At 50.4% G+C, this 19,183-nt stretch carries 7 protein-coding genes and 1 pseudogene; all 8 read left to right on the forward strand.

The genetic code is table 11. The features are described 5' to 3' along the window. The first annotated feature begins 36 nt into the window (after positions 1-36). The 8 genes and pseudogenes from BEB42_RS14155 (at position 37) to BEB42_RS14190 (ending at position 19,084) form a co-directional block, all read left to right on the forward strand. Positions 37-3,834, forward strand: a complete 3,798-nt coding sequence (locus BEB42_RS14155; RefSeq protein WP_105267425.1) for a DUF4132 domain-containing protein — start codon at positions 37-39, stop codon at positions 3,832-3,834. A gap of 12 nt (positions 3,835-3,846) precedes the next feature. Further along, the gene (locus BEB42_RS14160; RefSeq protein WP_105267426.1) at positions 3,847-7,641 is read left to right on the forward strand and encodes a DUF4132 domain-containing protein; all 3,795 of its coding nucleotides are present in this window, start codon (positions 3,847-3,849) and stop codon (positions 7,639-7,641) included. 9 nt (positions 7,642-7,650) lie between these two features. Then, positions 7,651-11,295, forward strand: a pseudogene (locus BEB42_RS14165) (DUF4132 domain-containing protein). Between the two features lie 60 nt (positions 11,296-11,355). Beyond that, entirely contained in the window at positions 11,356-11,673 is a 318-nt protein-coding gene (gene yehK, locus BEB42_RS14170) for a protein YehK (RefSeq protein ID WP_000636945.1), read from the forward strand. A gap of 915 nt (positions 11,674-12,588) precedes the next feature. Further along, a complete protein-coding gene (locus BEB42_RS14175) occupies positions 12,589-13,677 on the forward strand; it encodes an ATP-binding protein (protein WP_001353106.1) in 1,089 nt (362 codons plus the stop codon). 10 nt (positions 13,678-13,687) lie between these two features. After that, the gene (locus tag BEB42_RS14180) at positions 13,688-15,967 is read left to right on the forward strand and encodes a DUF5682 family protein (RefSeq protein ID WP_001294347.1); all 2,280 of its coding nucleotides are present in this window, start codon (positions 13,688-13,690) and stop codon (positions 15,965-15,967) included. Further along, positions 15,960-17,096 (forward strand): VWA domain-containing protein, encoded by a 1,137-nt coding sequence (locus tag BEB42_RS14185; RefSeq protein ID WP_001353104.1) that lies wholly within the window; start codon positions 15,960-15,962, stop codon positions 17,094-17,096. Before BEB42_RS14180 ends, BEB42_RS14185 begins: the two co-directional genes overlap by 8 nt. Then, on the forward strand, positions 17,093-19,084 hold the full coding sequence (locus BEB42_RS14190; protein WP_001087214.1) for an SWIM zinc finger family protein: 1,992 nt from the start codon (positions 17,093-17,095) through the stop codon (positions 19,082-19,084). The genes BEB42_RS14185 and BEB42_RS14190 overlap by 4 nt, the downstream gene beginning before the upstream one ends. Positions 19,085-19,183: the final 99 nt, after the last annotated feature.

The following is a 19,183-nucleotide window of genomic DNA, read 5'->3' on the forward strand; positions in this document are numbered from 1 at the left end:
TCCGCTTATAACTGGATATAAATACAGGGAACGCGGATGAAGAGTTATATCTACCAGGACGAAAAATCGCATAAATTCTGGGCGGTGGGGCAGCAAGGTAACGAGTTGCATATCAGTTGGGGAAAAGTTGGCACCCAAGGGCAAAGCCAGATAAAAAGCTTTGCGGATGCTGCGGCGGCGGAAAAAGCGGAACTGAAGCTTATCGCTGAGAAAACGAAAAAAGGCTATGTGGAAGACGCTTCGGCAAACGTGCATATCCCCCCCGTCACCAAAGTCACTCCTGACGTTGAAACTTCACCCGAGAGTAAAAACAAACGCCCATGGCTGGCTGATGATGCAGTCATTCCGCTAACCGACGATATTAACCGATTTGCTTTTCCACATCGCTCTCGCCCCAGAGATATCAATTATCTGCACAAAGATGGTCAAATATGGAAGCGCATCGCGAATAACACCAGGGCATATGACCCCGACAATAATTACCGCTCTTATCCAGAAAACTGGCAGCAGGCTTTTGCTGAGTTACAAATGCGAGTTCAGGGTAATCAACCGACAGGGAGTGCGCAATCTGATGCAGCATTGCTCTGGGGCTTTTGGAACTCTTACTCTCAAGATGAACTGGTCGATGACTTAGTCATTCGCTGTGGTCTGGAAAGTGCCGTTGAAATCGCCCTTCTCGCTCTTCAACTCAAATATAAACCAGTAAAAGGCGCAGTAACCACCATCATTCCACCTAATCACGAAGCAGAATCGCTACCGAGTTGGCATCAACGTCTATGTCATCATCTTTCACTCGCTTCAGAAGATGAGTGGCAACGCTGTGTGGATAAAGTGCTTACTGCTATTCCGACGCTATCCCCAGCACGGCAACCTTTTGCCGCGTTACTGCTCCCTGAACGCCCGGATATTGCCAATGCTATGGCGCTACATTATGCAGACCAAAACGTTCCGGCGATAACCTGGTTAAGACTGGTAGTAACCGATGATATAGCTCTGACTACAGCAGAAAAATACGACTTCCCACCGTTGTATCGTGATTTTCGCGCTTATCTGGCAATGTTGCTGGCAAATAATGGGGGGCGCGGTGTAAGCCGGATACTTACTGAGTTTGTGGAAGAGCATTCTGACAATCCCACTTATCTCTTCGAGCGCATCAGCGAGACTGAAGATCTTGTCAAATGGCTATGGAAAACGAATCACCCGGATGCGATTCAAATTCTGATCCTCGGTGTAAATGGCAAGAAAAAGCACCTGGAATACTTAAGCAAAGCCTGCCAAAAACATCCCGCTGCGGCTATTGCCGCTTATGCTACTTTGCTGGCAATACATGAAGATGCACAGTGGCGCAACGCGCTTGTCAAACTGATTACCGTCACGCCAGAGTTAGTCACTGACGTCATTCCCTGGGTTAATGCTAAAGCGGCAGGCATCTTATCTGAATGTCGTCCTCAGTCAGTAGCTAAAGAATGTGAGTATGCCACTGCGGATATGTTGCCGCAGCTATTTGTCGCTCCACCGTGGATAATAAATAAGAAGAAAAATGTAATACCCGTATTTGATTTACCTGTGCTTCCCATTCCTGCCGTCACGGATATCACACCAGGAATTACAGAGTTAATCAGTCACACTGACATATCCAGATTCAGTGAAATCGCGAAATATCAGGCATCACAGCAAACCTTATTTACCGACCTACCACTAATTGAAAAAGAAAGCTGGGAGACATCTTTCATTCCTTTTACACCAGAACAACAAATCCTTTGGCAATTAGGTTTTAATGAATGGCTGCATTGCGAAGATGACTTACATGAAAAAAAATACATACCGCAAAGCGCTGTTGATGCCTTGTTGCGCTTTGATTTTCCAGCACTAAAAGCTGAGTTTGCGAAATATCACAACAATGCCAACAAAAGCTGGAATTTATCTGCGCTTTGTTACTTACCGGGACAACAGGCGATTTCATTTCTCAACCAAATAATCATTGAGGAGCGATATTCAGGTGAGAAAGAGATTCTGGCAGTTTTTGGTAGTACGGCCATTCCTGCGTTTATGACCTGCTTGCAACGAGATCATCAACGACTGTGGATATTCACCCTCTTTATTGGGGCCAGTGAACTAGCCTTACCAATGGCGCAGCGGTTACAGAAAAAAATGGCTTACAAGGATGCCGTTAATTGGCTGGCAAATAACCCGCGCCATGCCGCCGCCGGGCTACTGCCTTTGGCACTGGACAAACCGTGCCAAAATCGGGAATATGCCCGCCAGGCGCTCCGCCTGCTAGTGAAATTAAACCAGCGAGAAACGATTGAGAAAATCGCGCAAGGATATAATCAACCTGATGTTTTAGCTGCGCTGGCAACATTATTTGATAGCGATCCTCTGGAAGAATATCCCGCAAAAATCGCCCCACTGCCCGGCTTTTATCAGTTCACCTTATGGCGCAGACCACGGCTTAAAAGTAACAACCTGCCTCTACCAGATGACGCTATGCGCCACCTGGGCACTATGCTGAGCTTTCCTCGCGACATTACCGCCTACGCTGGGCTGGAGATCATCAAAGAAACCTTCACTCGCGAATCACTGGCTGACTTTGGCTGGGATCTGTATACCGCCTGGACAGAAGCTGGCGCACCCGCAAAAGAAAACTGGGCATTTACTTCGCTGGGGATTTTAGGCAATGACGACACCGCGCGTAAATTAACCCCGCTTATCAGTGCCTGGCCTGGGGAATCACAGCATAAACGGGCGGTGTCCGGGTTGGATGTATTAGCTGATATTGGCAGCGATGTTGCGCTAATGCTGCTTAATGGCATTGCGAAAAAGATTAAATTCGTTGTATTACAGGAACATGCCCGCGAGAAAATCAACATAGTTGCTGAAAACCGTGGGCTGACTATGGCCGAACTGGAAGACCGCCTGGCTCCAGATTTAGGGCTTGATATCAACGGCTCGCTGATACTTAATTTCGGCCCACGTCAATTCACCGTTGGTTTTGACGAAACCTTAAAACCTGTAGTGCGCGATGCAAACGGCAAAGTCCTGAAAGATTTACCCAAACCAAATCAGAGCGATGATAAAACACTGGCAACTGACGCCGTTAACCTCTTCAAACAATTGAAGAAAGATGTGCGCGCCATTGCCAGTCAGCAGATTGATCGTCTGGAGCAGGCTATGTGCCAGCGCAGACGCTGGACGGCAGAACAGTTCCGCCTGTTTCTGGTGGAGCATCCGCTGGTACGTCACTTAACCCGACGGCTGTTATGGGGAGTATATACTGAAGAAAACACGCTGATTGCCTGCTTCCGGGTCGCAGAAGACAGCACTTACAGCGATGCGCAGGATGAGTTATTCACGCTGCCAGCAGGAAACATCGGTATACCGCATGTGCTGGAAATCCCCCCTGAATCTGCCGCTGCATTCAGGCAAATTTACGCTGATTACGAACTGCTTCCCCCCTTCCAACAGCTCGATCGTGGTAGTTATCGTCTTGCTGATAATGAACGGAATACCCACGACCTGACACGCTGGCAAGGACAGCTCTGTCAGGCCGGACGTATTGTCGGGCTAGAGCGCCGAGGCTGGCAACGTCTGGAAGAAAGCGGCAGCGTCTATGCGATGCGCAAATCTACCCCTTATGGCGATCTCGAACTTGAAACAGAACATTTTTCATTAATTTATGGTGAAACAGGTTATGGCGACCTGTTACCTGTTGAAAGCGTAAAAATCACCTCGCCAGATGATCGCTACGGTAAACAACCTTTACTTACTTTTTCCATGCTCGACGACATCACCGCCAGCGAGTTGATTAACGATGTTGAATCACTTTTTGATTAAAAGGACTTTGCAATGAAAACCTATATTTATCAGGACGAAAAATCACATAAATTCTGGGCAGTGGAGCAACAGGGAAACGAGCTGCATATTAGTTGGGGCAAAGTTGGTACCAACGGGCAAAGCCAGGTAAAAAGCTTTGCTGATGCTGCGGCGGCGGAAAAAGCGGAACTGAGGCTGATTGCGGAGAAGATGAAGAAGGGGTATGTGGAGCAAGCGAAGGATAATTCTTTGCAACCTTCCCAAACGGTAACGGATTCTCTCAAGGTAGCGGCCTTATCCACCATTATTCAGGAACAACCCTTTTGCGTAGCAGAAGCCCGTGTGGCTGACAAAAATACAGATGATGTTTTACCGTGGCTGGCGAAAGATATTGCTGTCGTTTTTCCGCCCGAAGTTGTACACACCACGTTAAGCCATCGCCGCTTTCCCGGAGTTCCTGTTCAGCAAGCAGACAACTTGACCCAGTTACGTCGCTTAGCCTGTAGCGTGTCGCAACGGGATAATAAAACAGCCACATTTGACTTCAGCGCCTGTTCTTTAGTATGGCAAAACACCGTCGCCCAGGCGATCAGTCAGATCGACTGCCTGAAAACAACACAGTTACCATCACCAGTAATGGCTGTACTCACGGCACTTGAAATGAAATGCACAAGATATAAAGTGCGTGAGGATGTTATGGATCAGATCATTCAGGAAGGCGGTCTGGAATATGCTACTGATGTAATAATACACCTTCAACAGATTGATATTGAATGGAATTATGCGAATAATATCATTATTATTCTGCCGTCTGGCATTGCACCTGATAACTTGCAGCAATATTCCAGTTTTGAATTACGCCTACGGAAACATTTATCACTGGCGGAAGAGTCTCTCTGGCAAAAATGTGCACAAAAACTCATTGCCGCAATTCCACATATTCCAGAATGGCGGCAACCATTAATTGCTTTGTTATTACCCGAAAAACCAGAAATTGCACATGAAATTGCCCAGCGTCTACTGGGGAAAAAAAAATTACCCTCGCTTGAGTGGCTAAAAATAGTGGCGACTGATGAGCACATTCTTGCCTCATTAGAAAAATATCACGAGCCATATGCCATTTTTGATGATTACTATTGTGGTGCGATATGGTCAGCCACCGTATTACAGGAGCAAGGTGTTGCAGCCCTGCCCCGATTTGCTCCCTATGCCGCAAGTGACTACTGCGCCGATGTGTTGCGTCATATCAATCATCCGTTCGCATTAACACTGCTTATACGTGTAGCCGGGCATACTAAACGCTGTCACGATCGAATGACGAAAGCCTGCGCTGCGTTCCCACACGCAGCACTGGCAGCACTGGCGGAACTTCTAGTGCAAAAAGAAGAGAATAGTTGGCGCATTATGCTAATGACGATGCTTATCTCGCAACCAGCACTGGCAGAACAGGTCATTCCCTGGCTTTCGACACCCGCAGCTGCAGTGCTGAAATCATGCCAGCAACAACTGACACAGCCCTCAAACCATGCCAGCACCGATCTACTGCCGGCCATAGTAGTCTCCCCACCATGGCTTTCGAAAAAGAAAAAATCGTCGATTCCGGTGCTTGATTTAGCACCATTAGGCATTGAGCCAATCAGTTATCTGACAGAAGAAATCAGTAATCAACTTTTGGCGAAATATATCTGGTATTCAAAACACATCACGGTTAGTCATGAAGAAAGTACTGCCAATCTGTTGGCAAGGATGGGTTTTCAACTACGGATCGCTGGTACATATATTAAAGCTCCCGAAGCGGTAGTTGAGGCATGGCTAAATGAAGATTATTCAACCTTAATAAGTGAATTTAAGGTGTTTCATTCACCTACCGGGCATTATTGGCATTTGGGGATTTTGACAACATTGCCGCTGGAGAAAGCAATAAGAGCATGGAATGCCCTTACTGTATCTCCGCATACCGATACCGAATACGCCATGTTACATTTTGGACTCAAAGGATTACCTGGGTTAGTAAACTCACTTGCACGCTATCCACAGGAAGCCTTGCCCATAACGAATTACTTCGCAGCGAGTGAGCTGGCTCCTGCCGTCGCCCGCGCCTTTAACAAACTCAAAACTCTACGACAAGACGCCCGCACCTGGCTGCTGAAATATCCGGAACATGCCATTATCGGCCTGTTGCCTGCGGCACTCGGCAAAGCTGGTGAAGCCCAGGATAACGCCCGCGCCGCCTTACGTATGTTGATTGAAAGTGGTTATCCGTCATTACTGCAAGAAATCGCCCAGCGTTATAACCAGCCGGAAGTAACCGATGCGGTGAACGCTCTACTTGCGCTCGATCCCTTAGATAATCACCCGACTAAAATCCCGACACTTCCGGCCTTTTATCAGCCATCGCTCTGGACACGCCCGGTATTAAAAGCAAACGCCCAATCACTGCCAGATAGCGCCCTCTTCCACCTCGGTGAAATGCTCCGCTTCCCTCAGGAAGATACGCTGTATGCGGGGTTATTACAGGTGAAAGACGCCTGTACTGCCGACTCACTGGCTGAGTTTGCCTGGGATCTGTTTACCGCCTGGGAGACCGCTGGCGCGCCGTCGAAAGAGAGCTGGGCGTTCACTGCATTAGGTGTTCTTGGCAACGATGACACCGCCCGCAAACTGACGCCATTAATCCGCGCCTGGCCTGGTGAATCCCAGCATAAACGCGCCACCGTCGGGCTGGATATTCTCGCTGCTATCGGTAGTGATATCGCCCTGATGCAGCTTAACGGCATCGCCCAGAAACTGAAATTCAAAGCATTACAGGAGCGGGCAAAAGAAAAAATTGCCGACATTGCCGAAAGCCGCGAACTCACAGTGGCAGAACTTGAAGATCGCTTAGCGCCCGATCTCGGTCTGGATGATAACGGTTCGCTGCTGCTGGATTTCGGGCCACGGCAGTTCACCGTCAGCTTTGATGAAACCTTAAAACCGTTTGTGCGTGATGCTTCCGGCAGCCGCCTGAAAGACTTGCCTAAACCGAACAAAAGCGATGATGAAACCCAAGCGAACGATGCAGTTAACCGCTACAAACTGCTGAAAAAAGATGCGCGTACCGTTGCCGCCCAGCAGGTGGCAAGGCTGGAATCCGCCATGTGCCTGCGCCGCCGCTGGTCGCCAGAAAACTTTCAGCTCTTTCTGGTTGAGAATCCGCTGGTCTGCCACTTAACCCGCCGTCTGATTTGGGGCATTTATAGCGCAGACAACCAGTTACTGGCGTGCTTCCGTGTGGCGGAAGATAACAGCTACAGCACCGCTGACGATGATCTTTTCACCCTGCCGGAAGGCGATATCTCTATAGGTATTCCTCACGTTCTGGAAATATCACCGACGGATGCCGCCGCCTTTGGTCAGCTTTTTGCCGACTACGAGCTGTTACCGCCGTTCCGCCAGCTCGACCGCAACAGTTATGCCCTGACTGAAGTCGAACGAAACACCAGCGAACTAACCCGCTGGGCAGGCAGAAAATGCCCGAGCGGTCGGGTTATGGGGCTGTCGAATAAAGGCTGGGTGCGTGGTGAACCGCAGGACGGTGGCTGGATCGGCTGGATGATCAAACCTCTGGGCCGCTGGTCATTAATCATGGAAATCGATGAAGGATTTGCAGTTGGTATGTCGCCAGCCGAACTCAGTGCCGAGCAACTCTTAAGCAAGCTGTGGCTATGGGAAGGCAAAGCAGAAAGCTATGGCTGGGGGATTAATTCAACACAGGAAGCGCTGTTCTCCGCACTCGATGACATCACCGCTAGCGAGTTAATTAACGACATCGAAGCCCTGTTTGAATAAGGAATGAGCATGGACAAGGAATTACCGTGGCTGGCGGATAACGCCCAACTGGAACTGAAATATAAAAAAGGCAAAACACCACTCAGCCATCGCAATTGGCCGGGCGAACCGGTGCCTGTTATCACTGAAAGCCTCATCCAGACACTGGGTGATAAATTGCTACACATTGCTGAGAAGAAAAAAAACATCGTCTGGCGTTATGAAAATTTTTCACTGGAGTGGCAGTCGGCCATTACGCAAGCCATCAACTTGATCGGCGAGCACAAACCCTCAATTCCGGCCCGGACAATGGCGGCGCTAGCCTGTATCGCGCAAAATGATAGCCAACAGTTGCTCGACGAAATCGTCCAACAAGAGGGACTGGAATATGCGACTGAAGTGGTGATTGCACGCCAGTTTATTGTACGGTGTTATGAGAGTGATCCTCTGGTAGTAACATTGCAGTATCAGAACGAGGACGATGGTTATGGTTATCGCTCAGAAACCTATAACGAATTCGATCTCCGACTGCGTAAGCATCTCTCTCTGGCAGAGGAAAGCTGCTGGCAGCGTTGCGCCGACAAACTCATTGCCGCACTGCCAGGAATACCCAAAGTTCGCCGTCCTTTTATTGCACTCATCCTCCCGGAGAAACCAGAAATCGCCAATGAGTTGGTAGGCCTTGAATGCCCGCGGACTCATTTTCATTCTAAGGAGTGGTTAAAAGTTGTTGCTAATGACCCCAGAGCGGTGAAAAAACTCGAACGCTACTGGAGCCAGGATATATTTAGCGATCGGGAAGCCAGCTACATGTCGCATGAAAACCACTTCGGCTACGCGGCCTGCGCTGCCCTTTTGCGCGAATAAGGACTGGCAGCCATTCCACGCCTGGCAATGTATGCCCATAAAGAAGATTGCGGTAGCCTGCTGGTACAAATTAACCATCCGCAAATTATTCGCATCTTGCTGTTAGTTGCCGATAAAAACAAACCCAGCCTGCAGCGTGTGGCTAAATACAGTAAAAACTTTCCCCATGCGACGCTCGCCGCACTGGCAGAACTACTGGCGTTAAAAGCCCCCCCTACGCGCCCTGGTTATCCTATCATCGAAGACAAAAAGCTGCCTGCACAGCAAAAAGCACGTGATGAATACTGGCGTACGCTGTTACAAACGCTGATGGCATCGCAGCCACAACTGGCAGAAGAGGTGATCCCGTGGTTAAGTACTCAAGCCCGGGCAGTGGTGAATAGTTATTTATCGGCATCGCCAAAACCGGTTATTGATAGCACCGATAACAGCAGTCTGCCTGAAATCCTCGTTTCACCACCATGGCGTGGCAGGAAAAAGACTTCCATAACTCACTTTTCGCTACCTGAACTTACGCTTGTACCGCAAGCGTATAGGTCGCCGAATAAACACTGGACGCCGGAACAGCAAACTGCAATTGACCATTTTAGCGCCATGTCTTTTGACGAACGTCTCGTAAGCAGAGGGGCAGATACCTTCTTGCGGGAATTAGGTTTTGAAGATCACAGGTGGAAGTTTAATGAGTTTATTCTCACAGGACAGTTGGATGCTCTGGATACCGATCAACTAGAGACACATACTTCATTAGGAAGATTGCTCAATTATCAGGCAAAACAGACTGAAAATAAACACTACCGGGAAGAGGCCGCCAGCGCATTACTGGCACAAGATAGCGTTGCGTTGATGGAGGGGTGGCGAACTTTCCAACGCAAATTTAATTACACTGATGAAAAGCGTTGGGGAGTGTGGAATCTGTACCTTATCGCGCAGATGCCGCGCGAAATGGCGGTATCGTGCTGGCAACAAATTGTTGCGGCTGATTTTCATTACACCGGGGTAGAATATCTGTTAAGTGTCCTGGGTACCGATGCTTTGCCCGGATTAATCACCGCCTTTGCCCGACATCCCAAAGAGATATTTCCGCTGCTGATTCATTTTGGCGCAACAGAACTGGCGCTGCCCGTTGCCCGCGTCTGGCATCGTTTTGCGGGCCAGCGTAATCTGGCTCGCCAGTGGATTTTACAATGGCCGGAGCATACGGCTACGGCGCTGATCCCATTAATCTTTGCCAGGTCTGGCGATAACAGCGAAGCGGCACTCAGCGCTCTGCGTTTACTGTATGAACAAGGGCATGGCGAATTACTGCAAACCGTGGCAAACCGCTGGCAGCGTACAGATGTATGGCCTGCCCTGGATCAATTACTTAAACAGAGTCCAATAGAGATTTACCCAACACGCATTCCAAAAGCTCCTGATTTCTGGCATCCGACAATGTGGTCCAGACCGAGACTTATCACGAATAATCAACCTGTTACTGATGACGCTCTGGAAATTATTGGCGAAATGCTGCGCTTTACCCAGGGCGGACGTTTTTATTGCGGGCTGGAACAACTGAAAACGTTCTGCCAGCCACAAACGCTGGCCGCTTTTGCCTGGGATCTTTTCACCGCGTGGCAACAAGCTGGTGCTCCCGCAAAAGACAACTGGGCATTTCTGGCGTTAAGTCTCTTTGGCGACGAAAGCACGGCACGGGATCTGACGACACAGATCCTTGCCTGGCCTCAAGAGGGCAAATCTGCCCGTGCTGTCAGTGGTCTGAATATACTTACCCTGATGAATAATGATATGGCGCTGATACAGCTGCATCATATATCGCAACGGGCGAAATCCCGTCCCTTACGTGATAACGCGGCGGAATTTCTTCAGGTGGTCGCAGAAAATCGTGGACTAAGCCAGGAAGAGTTAGCGGACAGATTAGTCCCAACACTGGGCCTGGATGATCCGCAGGCGTTGATATTTGATTTTGGACCCCGGCAGTTTACCGTTCGCTTCGATGAAAACCTCAACCCGGTTATCTTTGATCAGCAAAACGTTCGCCAGAAAAGTGTTCCCCGGTTGCGCGCCGATGACGATCAGCTGAAAGCACCCGAGGCACTGGCCCGACTAAAAGGGCTAAAAAAAGATGCCACTCAGGTGAGCAAAAACCTGCTCCCGCGTCTTGAAACTGCCCTACGCACCACTCGACGCTGGTCGCTGGCAGATTTTCATTCTCTGTTTGTTAATCATCCCTTTACTCGCCTGGTTACTCAGCGATTAATATGGGCGGTTTATCCGGCAAATGAACCGCGTCGTTTACTTAACGCCTTTCGTGTGGCCGCTGAGAGGGAGTTCTGCAACGCACAAGATGAGCCAATTGACCTGCCTGCGGATGCTCTGATTGGCATTGCCCACCCGTTAGAAATGACAGCAGAAATGCGCAGTGAATTTGCACAGGTTTTTGCCGATTACGAAATTATGCCGCCTTTTCGCCAGTTGATGCGGCGCACAGTGCTGCTCACACCTGACGAGTCAGCCAGTAACAGCCTGACTCGCTGGGAAGGTAAATCCGCAACCGTTGGGCAACTTATGGGAATGCGATACAAAGGCTGGGAGTCAGGTTTTGAGGACGCATGTGTCTATGACCTGGGCGAGTATCGGCTGGTCCTTAAGTTTTCACCCGGTTTTAACCACTACAGTGCTGATAGCAAAGCGCTAATGAGCTTCCGTTCTCTTCGAGTGTACCGTGACAATAAATCTGTCACTTTTGCCGAACTCGATACGTTTGATTTGAGTGAAGCGTTAAGCGCACCTGACGTCATTTTCCATTAAAACACAGCGGGCAGTGATGCGACTGCCCGTTATCAACACGACTTACCACCGGGAAAAGCGATGATCGTGCAAAAAGAGCTGGTCGCTACTTATGATTATGAAGTCCCTGTACCTGAAGATCCGTTTTCCTTCAGACTTGAGATCCATAAATGCTCTGAATTATTTACAGGTTCCGTCTATCGACAGGAACGATTCCGGCTACGTCCAACATTTCATCAACGTGATGGAGAAGATGCCGACCCGCTAATAAATGATGCGTTGATTTATATAAGAGATGAATTTATTGATGAGCGAAAATTACGAGGTGAATCACCAGAAACGGTAATAGCCATTTTTAATCGTGAACTACAGAACATATTCAACCAAGAAATAGAATAATATACTCTAAATAATTCAAATTGGTCCGATCCGGCACAACCTCCCAAGGGGCAGGATTATAAATCTCACTCACTGAATTGCAATGGAGTGTGGATATGGTTATAATTTACTCGTTGGTACGAAATGTTGCACAATCAGCAAGTTATCGTCAAAGTAGTAAATAAAAGAACCTGCCTCACCAGCAGGTTTTTTTATTTTCCGCGATCTGGTTTCCAGATATTTTTCGCCAATAGCCACCATAAATACTCACATCCCGGTCAAATGTACGTTAATTATAAAATCGATGAATTAATAAATAAGAAAAAAGTTATCGGGTGAATTAATGGAAGCAATAATCATTTTATTAAAGGGGGAAGCGGTATTTTCCCCCTTAGATGCGTTTCAATTTGCCCGTTACTTCAACAAATCAATCAGCCGTAACAGAGCCACTAATAACTCCAGTACGGCAATGAGCACGGTTAACTTTTGTGTCAGCGTGTCCATCCGCTCTCCTTATTAAGGAGCGCAACACCAGCATCTTACCCTTACACTGCCTGTCGATACTGGTTTACGTATGTTGGACCACGATGTTGCACTCCGGATCAGGGCACTACCTGCGGCACCACCCGTCCGGTAGCCAGGACTTGAAATGGGTTCGATCCGGCGCAACGTCCCAACAGTCAGGATTATAAATCTCATTATCTTAATTGCAACGGGGTCCACCGATGGTTATAATTCGTTCGTTGGAACACGATGTTGCACAGGCCGTGGTGTTAGGCCTGAAAGTAGTAAATAAAAGAACCTGCCTCACCAGCAGGTTTTTTTATTTACTGTGATCTGCTTTCCAGATATTTTCCGCTCAAACAACTAATGCGCCAAACATTTATTGCGCGTAAAATATCGTTTATTTCATTAATACATTTCAGGGATGAATATATGTCACCGCAGAATAATCATCTGCAGCGTCCGCCTGCCGCTGTGTTATACGCCGATGAACTGGCAAAATTAAAACAAAATGATCACGCACCTTGCCCGCCCGGTTGGCAGTTAAGTTTGCCTGCGGCCCGTGTTTTTATCCTTGGCGACGAAGCACAAAATATTAGCCGTAAAGTCGTGATTAGCCCCTCCGCTGTCGAACGCATGTTAGTCACTCTCGCTACCGGGCGCGGTTTGATGTTGGTGGGGGAACCTGGCACCGCAAAATCGCTCCTGTCTGAATTACTGGCAACCGCTATTAGCGGCGATGCCGGGTTAACCATCCAGGGCGGCGCATCTACCACCGAAGATCAAATCAAGTACGGCTGGAACTACGCCCTGCTTATCAACCATGGTCCGTCAACGGAAGCGCTGGTCCCTGCCCCGCTCTACCAGGGAATGCGCGACGGCAAAATTGTCCGTTTTGAAGAGATAACGCGTACACCACTGGAAGTACAAGACTGTCTGTTAGGTATGCTTTCTGACAGGGTTATGACGGTGCCGGAACTCACTGGTGAAGCCAGTCAGCTCTATGCGCGGGAAGGCTTTAATATTATTGCTACTGCCAATACCCGCGATCGCGGCGTCAATGAAATGAGTGCCGCACTCAAGCGTCGCTTCGATTTTGAAACTGTCTTTCCGATTATGGATTTCGCCCAGGAGCTGGAGCTTGTCGCCAGCGCTTCGGCACGTTTGCTGGCCCATAGCGGTATTCCGCATAAAGTGCCTGACGCGGTACTGGAGTTACTGGTCCGCACCTTCCGCGATCTGCGTGCCAACGGCGAAAAGAAAACCTCAATGGATACCCTTACAGCGATTATGTCCACCGCTGAAGCCGTTAACGTAGCACACGCCGTGGGTTTCCGCGCCTGGTTTTTAGCGAATCGCGCTGGGGAGCCTGCCGACCTGGTAGACTGTATTGCCGGAACCATCGTCAAAGATAACGAAGAAGATCGCGCACGTCTGCGCCGTTACTTCGAACAGCGTGTCGCTACACATAAAGAAGCTCACTGGCAGGCTTATTATCAAGCTCGCCACCGCCTGCCGTGAGGAAAGATGCATGAGCGAGCCGTTAATTGTCGGCATCCGGCATCATAGCCCAGCCTGTGCCAGGCTGGTGAAATCGTTAATCGAAAGACAGCGGCCACGATACGTATTGATTGAAGGCCCTGCTGATTTTAATGACCGGGTAGACGAACTGTTGTTAGCCCACCAGCTTCCGGTAGCTATTTACAGTTATTGCCAGTATCAGGACGGTGCGGCCCCTGGGCGTGGTGCCTGGACGCCATTTGCTGAATTTTCGCCGGAGTGGCAGGCGCTACAAGCCGCACGTCGTATTCAGGCACAAACTTACTTCATCGATTTGCCTTGCTGGGCACAAAGTGAAGAAGAGGATGATTCGCCTGATATGCAAGAGGAAAGCCAGGCCTTGCTGCTGCGTGCTACCCGCATGGATAACAGCGACACCTTGTGGGATCACTTGTTCGAAGATGAAAGCCAGCAAACTATATTACCCTCTGCACTGGCGCACTATTTTGCACAACTGCGGGGCGACGCCTCCGGCGATGCACTCAATCGTCAGCGCGAAGCCTTTATGGCCCGCTGGATTGCATGGGCGATGCAGCAAAATAATGGCGACGTATTAGTCGTCTGCGGAGGCTGGCACGCTCCGGCACTTGCAAAAATGTGGCGCGAATGCCCGCAAGAAATTAACAAGCCAGAATTGCTCTCACAGGATGATGCCGTTACAGGTTGCTATCTCACGCCATACAGTGAAAAGCGCCTTGATGTGCTGGCAGGATACCTTTCAGGAATGCCAGCCCCGGTCTGGCAAAACTGGTGCTGGCAGTCAGGTTTGCAGCAGGCAGGTGAACAACTACTAAAAACGGTTCTTACCCGTTTGCGCCAGCACCACTTGCCTGCTTCAACCGCGGATATGGCTGCCGCTCATCTACATGCGATGGCGCTGGCACAGCTGCGCGGTCATACACTACCGTTACGCGCTGACTGGCTGGATGCCATAGCAGGCTCGCTGATTAAAGAAGCCTTGAATGCGCCGTTGCCGTGGAGCTATCGCGGCGTTATTCATCCCGATACCGATCCGATACTGGTAACGTTGATAGACACATTAGCAGGTGACGGATTCGGTAAACTTGCCCCCTCGACGCCACAGCCACCTCTGCCAAAAGATGTCACCTGCGAACTGGAACGTACCGGAATCTCTCTTCCGGCGGAGCTTACCTTAAATCGCTTTACCCCCGATGGACTGGCGCAAAGTCAGGTGCTACATCGGTTGGCAATACTGGAGATTCCCGGCATTGTGCGCGAGCAAGGAAGTACACTGACGCTGGCGGGCAACGGTGAAGAACGCTGGACATTAACCCAGCCACTTAGCCAACATGCGGCATTGATTGAAGCCGCCTGCTTTGGTGCCACACTCCAGGAGGCCGCACGCAATAAATTAGAAGCCGATATGCTGGACGCGGGTGGAATCAGCGGCATCACCACATGTCTTAGCCAGGCAGCGTTAGCGGGTCTGGCGTCCTTCAGTCAGCAATTACTGGAACAACTCACATTATTAATCGCCCAGGAAAATCAGTTTGCCGAAATGGGCCAGGCGCTGGAAGTGCTTTACGCCTTGTGGCAGCTCGATGAAATCAGCGGTATGCAAGGCGCGCAGATATTACAGACGACGTTATACGCGGCTATCGATCGCACACTGTGGCTATGTGAATCCAACGGCAGGCCGGATGAGAAGGAGTTTCACGCTCACCTGCATAGCTGGCAGGCGCTTTGCCATATCCTGCGCGATCTAAATAGCGGCGTTAATTTACCCGGCGTTTCGCTTTCTGCGGCGGTAGCCTTACTGGAACGTCGCAGTCAGGCGATTCATGCCCCAGCGCTGGATCGCGGTGCGGCCCTTGGCGCGCTGATGCGTCTGGAACATCCCAACGCCAGTGCCGAAGCGGCGCTGACGATGCTGGCACAATTATCCCCGGCACAATCTGGCGAGGCGCTGCACGGTTTGCTGGCATTAGCCCGCCATCAACTGGCCAGTCAGCCTGCATTTATCGCCGGTTTCAGCAGCCATTTGAATCAACTGAGTGACGCCGATTTTATTAACGCCCTGCCCGATTTACGCGCGGCGATGGCCTGGCTACCGCCACGAGAACGCGGGACGCTGGCGCATCAGGTGCTTGAGCATTACCAGCTCGCTCAGCTTCCCGTTTCGGCGCTGCAAATGCCGTTGCATTGCCCACCGCAAGCCATTGCACATCATCAACAGCTCGAACAGCAGGCACTGGCATCACTGCAACACTGGGGAGTTTTCCATGTCTGAACTGAACGATCTTCTGACCACTCGTGAGCTACAACGCTGGCGATTAATTCTTGGCGAAGCGGCAGAAACGACGCTTTGTGGGCTGGATGACAACGCCCGGCGGATGGACCACGCGCTGGAGTGGCTGTACGGGCGCGATCCTGAACGGCTCCAGCGTGGTGAACGCTCCGGTGGATTAGGTGGCTCAAATCTCACCACCCCTGATTGGATCAACAGTATTCACACGCTGTTTCCGCAACAGGTGATTGAGCGGCTGGAAAGCGATGCTGTACTGCGCTATGGCATTGAAGATGTAGTGACAAATCTCGACGTGCTGGAACGTATGCAGCCCTCTGAAAGCCTGTTACGCGCCGTTTTGCACACCAAACATCTGATGAATCCCGAAGTGCTGGCTGCCGCCCGCCGGATAGTGCGCCAGGTTGTTGAAGAAATTATGGCGCGACTGGCAAAGGAAGTTCGTCAGGCTTTTTCTGGTGTCCGCGATCGCCGTCGCCGCTCATTTATTCCACTGGCGCGTAATTTCGATTTCAAAAGTACTCTGCGCGCCAACCTGCAACACTGGCACCCGCAACACGGCAAGTTGTATATCGAATCCCCCCGCTTTAACAGTCGCATTAAGCGCCATAGCGAACAATGGCAGCTGGTGTTACTGGTTGATCAAAGCGGATCGATGGTTGACTCGGTGATCCACTCAGCGGTGATGGCGGCCTGTTTATGGCAGTTACCCGGCATTCGTACCCATCTGGTCGCTTTTGACACTAACGTCGTCGATCTCACTGCCGACGTTGCCGATCCGGTAGAGTTATTAATGAAAGTACAATTGGGCGGCGGGACCAATATCGCCAGTGCCGTGGAATATGGTCGGCAACTTATTGAACAACCAGCGAAAAGCGTCATCATACTCGTGAGCGATTTTTATGAAGGGGGTTCATCATCTTTGCTGACGCATCAGGTGAAAAAGTGTGTCCAGAGCGGCATCAAAGTGCTGGGACTGGCAGCGCTCGATAGCACCGCAACACCTTGCTACGACCGCGATACAGCCCAGGCGCTGGTAAATGTCGGCGCACAAATAGCTGCCATGACACCGGGCGAACTGGCTACCTGGCTTGCGGAGAATCTTCAGTCATGAATTCACTACGTCCGGAATTATTAGAACTGACACCGCAGGCCCTGACGGCGTTAAGCAATGCTGGTTTTGTGAAGCGCAGCCTTAAGGAACTGGAAAATGGCAATGTCCCGGAAATCTGCCATGAGAACGGCGCTTTAATCGCCACCTTCAGTGACGGTGTCCGTACCCGGCTGGCGAACAGTCAGGCACTGAAAGAGGCTCAATGTAGCTGCGGGGCCAGCGGCATGTGCCGTCATCGCGTGATGCTGGTGTTAAGTTATCAACGACTTTGTGCCACCGCCCAGCCTACGGAAAAAGAAGAAGAGTGGGATCCGGCAATCTGGCAGGAAGAACTGGCTACCCTGCCCAATACCACGCGTAAACGCGCGCAGGCGCTGGTCGCTAAAGGCATCACCATTGAGTTGTTCTGCACACCGGGCGAAATTCCCTCTGCCCGCTTACCGATGAGCGATGTGCGTTTTTATTCCCGCAGCAGCATTCGTTTCGCCCGTTGTGATTGTATTGAAGGAACGCTGTGTGAACACGTAGCACTGGCTGTGCAGGCCTTCGTCGAGGCCAAAAATCAACAAGCGGAATTTACTCATTTGATCTGGCAGATGCACAGTGAACACGTCACATCATCTGACGATCCGTTTTCCAGCGACGAAGGTAAAGCATGTCGTCAATATGTTCAGCAATTAAGTCAGGCATTATGGCTGGGCGGGATCAGCCAACCGCCAATCCACTACGAGGCCGCTTTCAGCCGCGCGCAGCAAGCGGCGGAACGCTGCAACTGGCGTTGGGTAAGTGAATCACTACGACAGCTACGGGCAAGCGTTGATGCCTTCCACGCCCGCGCCAGCCACTATCATGCCGGAAAATGCTTGTGCCAGATTGCGGCGTTAACCAGTCGCTTGAACAGTGCACAAGAGATGGCGCGACGTGACAGTGTCGGTGAGGTACCGCCCATACCGTGGCGCACGCTCGTCGGCGCAGGCATTGCTGGCGAAGCAAAGCTTGATCATTTGCGGCTGGTGTCACTAGGTATGCGTTGCTGGCAGGATAATGAGCGGTATGGTTTACGCATCTGGTTCACCGATCCCGACACCGGCAGTATTTTGCATCTTTCGCGCAGTTGGCCGAGAAGTGAACAGGATAACTCTCCAGCGGCAAAACGGCGGCTGTTTAGTTTTCAGGCTGGCGCGCTGGCGGGTGGGCAAATTGTTTCACAAGCAGCAAAACGCAGTGCCGATGGCGAGTTGCTGTTAGCTACCCGCAACCGCTTAAGCAGTGTTGTTCCGCTGTCGCCTGATGCCTGGCAAATGTTGAGCGCACCACTGCGCCAGCCGGGCATTGTGGCTTTGCGGGAATATTTACGCCAACGTCCGCCAGCCGCCATACGACCGCTTAACCAGGTCGATAACTTATTTATTCTGCCAGTAGAAGAGTGCATTTCACTCGGTTGGGACAGCAGTCGGCAGACACTGGATGCGCAGGTAATCAGTGGCGAAGGTGACGATAATGTGCTGACGTTATCACTGCCAGCTTCAGCCAGTGCGCCCTTTGCTGTTGAACGCATGGCAGCTCTGTTACAACAAACAGAAGATCCCGTTAGTCTGGTTTCTGGGTTTATCAATTTTGCTGAGGGGCAATTGACACTGGAACCACGAGTAATGATGACGCAAACCCGCGCCTGGGCACTGGACGCAGAAACTTCGCCTGTGGCACCGCTACCTTCTACCAGCGTTCTGCCTGTACCGTCTACCACTCATCAGTTACTGATGCGCTGTCAGGCGTTGCTTATTCAACTGCTCCATAATGGCTGGCGCTATCAGGAACAGAGTGCCATTAGTCAGTCAGAGTTGCTGGTCAATGAACTCACCGCGATGGGTTTTTATCGGCTGGCACATGTGTTGGGACAATTTCGTAATACAGAAGGCGAGGCACGGGGAGAAGCAATGAATAACTGCGTTTTGCTTTGCGAACAATTATTAACCTTGCTTGAGTAACAAGAACAAATAGTGCTTTTTACAAAGAGTTCTACTCCAGTTCCGGACTGCTCACGCCAAGGTATTAGGCATATCCTATATGGCCCCTGGTGTGGTCAC

It is taken from the genome of Escherichia sp. MOD1-EC5990 (genome assembly GCF_002965285.1).
Lineage (GTDB): Bacteria > Pseudomonadota > Gammaproteobacteria > Enterobacterales > Enterobacteriaceae > Escherichia > Escherichia coli_F.

Excerpts from the sequence above, each read along its gene's own strand:
- BEB42_RS14190 (WP_001087214.1), top strand. The coding sequence starts at position 17,093 with ATGAATTCACTACGTCCGGAATTATTAGAACTGACACCGCAGGCCCTG.
- BEB42_RS14180 (WP_001294347.1), top strand. The coding sequence starts at position 13,688 with ATGAGCGAGCCGTTAATTGTCGGCATCCGGCATCATAGCCCAGCCTGT.
- BEB42_RS14155 (WP_105267425.1), top strand. The coding sequence starts at position 37 with ATGAAGAGTTATATCTACCAGGACGAAAAATCGCATAAATTCTGGGCG.
- BEB42_RS14175 (WP_001353106.1), top strand. The coding sequence starts at position 12,589 with ATGTCACCGCAGAATAATCATCTGCAGCGTCCGCCTGCCGCTGTGTTA.
- BEB42_RS14160 (WP_105267426.1), top strand. The coding sequence starts at position 3,847 with ATGAAAACCTATATTTATCAGGACGAAAAATCACATAAATTCTGGGCA.
- yehK (WP_000636945.1), top strand. The coding sequence starts at position 11,356 with ATGATCGTGCAAAAAGAGCTGGTCGCTACTTATGATTATGAAGTCCCT.
- BEB42_RS14185 (WP_001353104.1), top strand. The coding sequence starts at position 15,960 with ATGTCTGAACTGAACGATCTTCTGACCACTCGTGAGCTACAACGCTGG.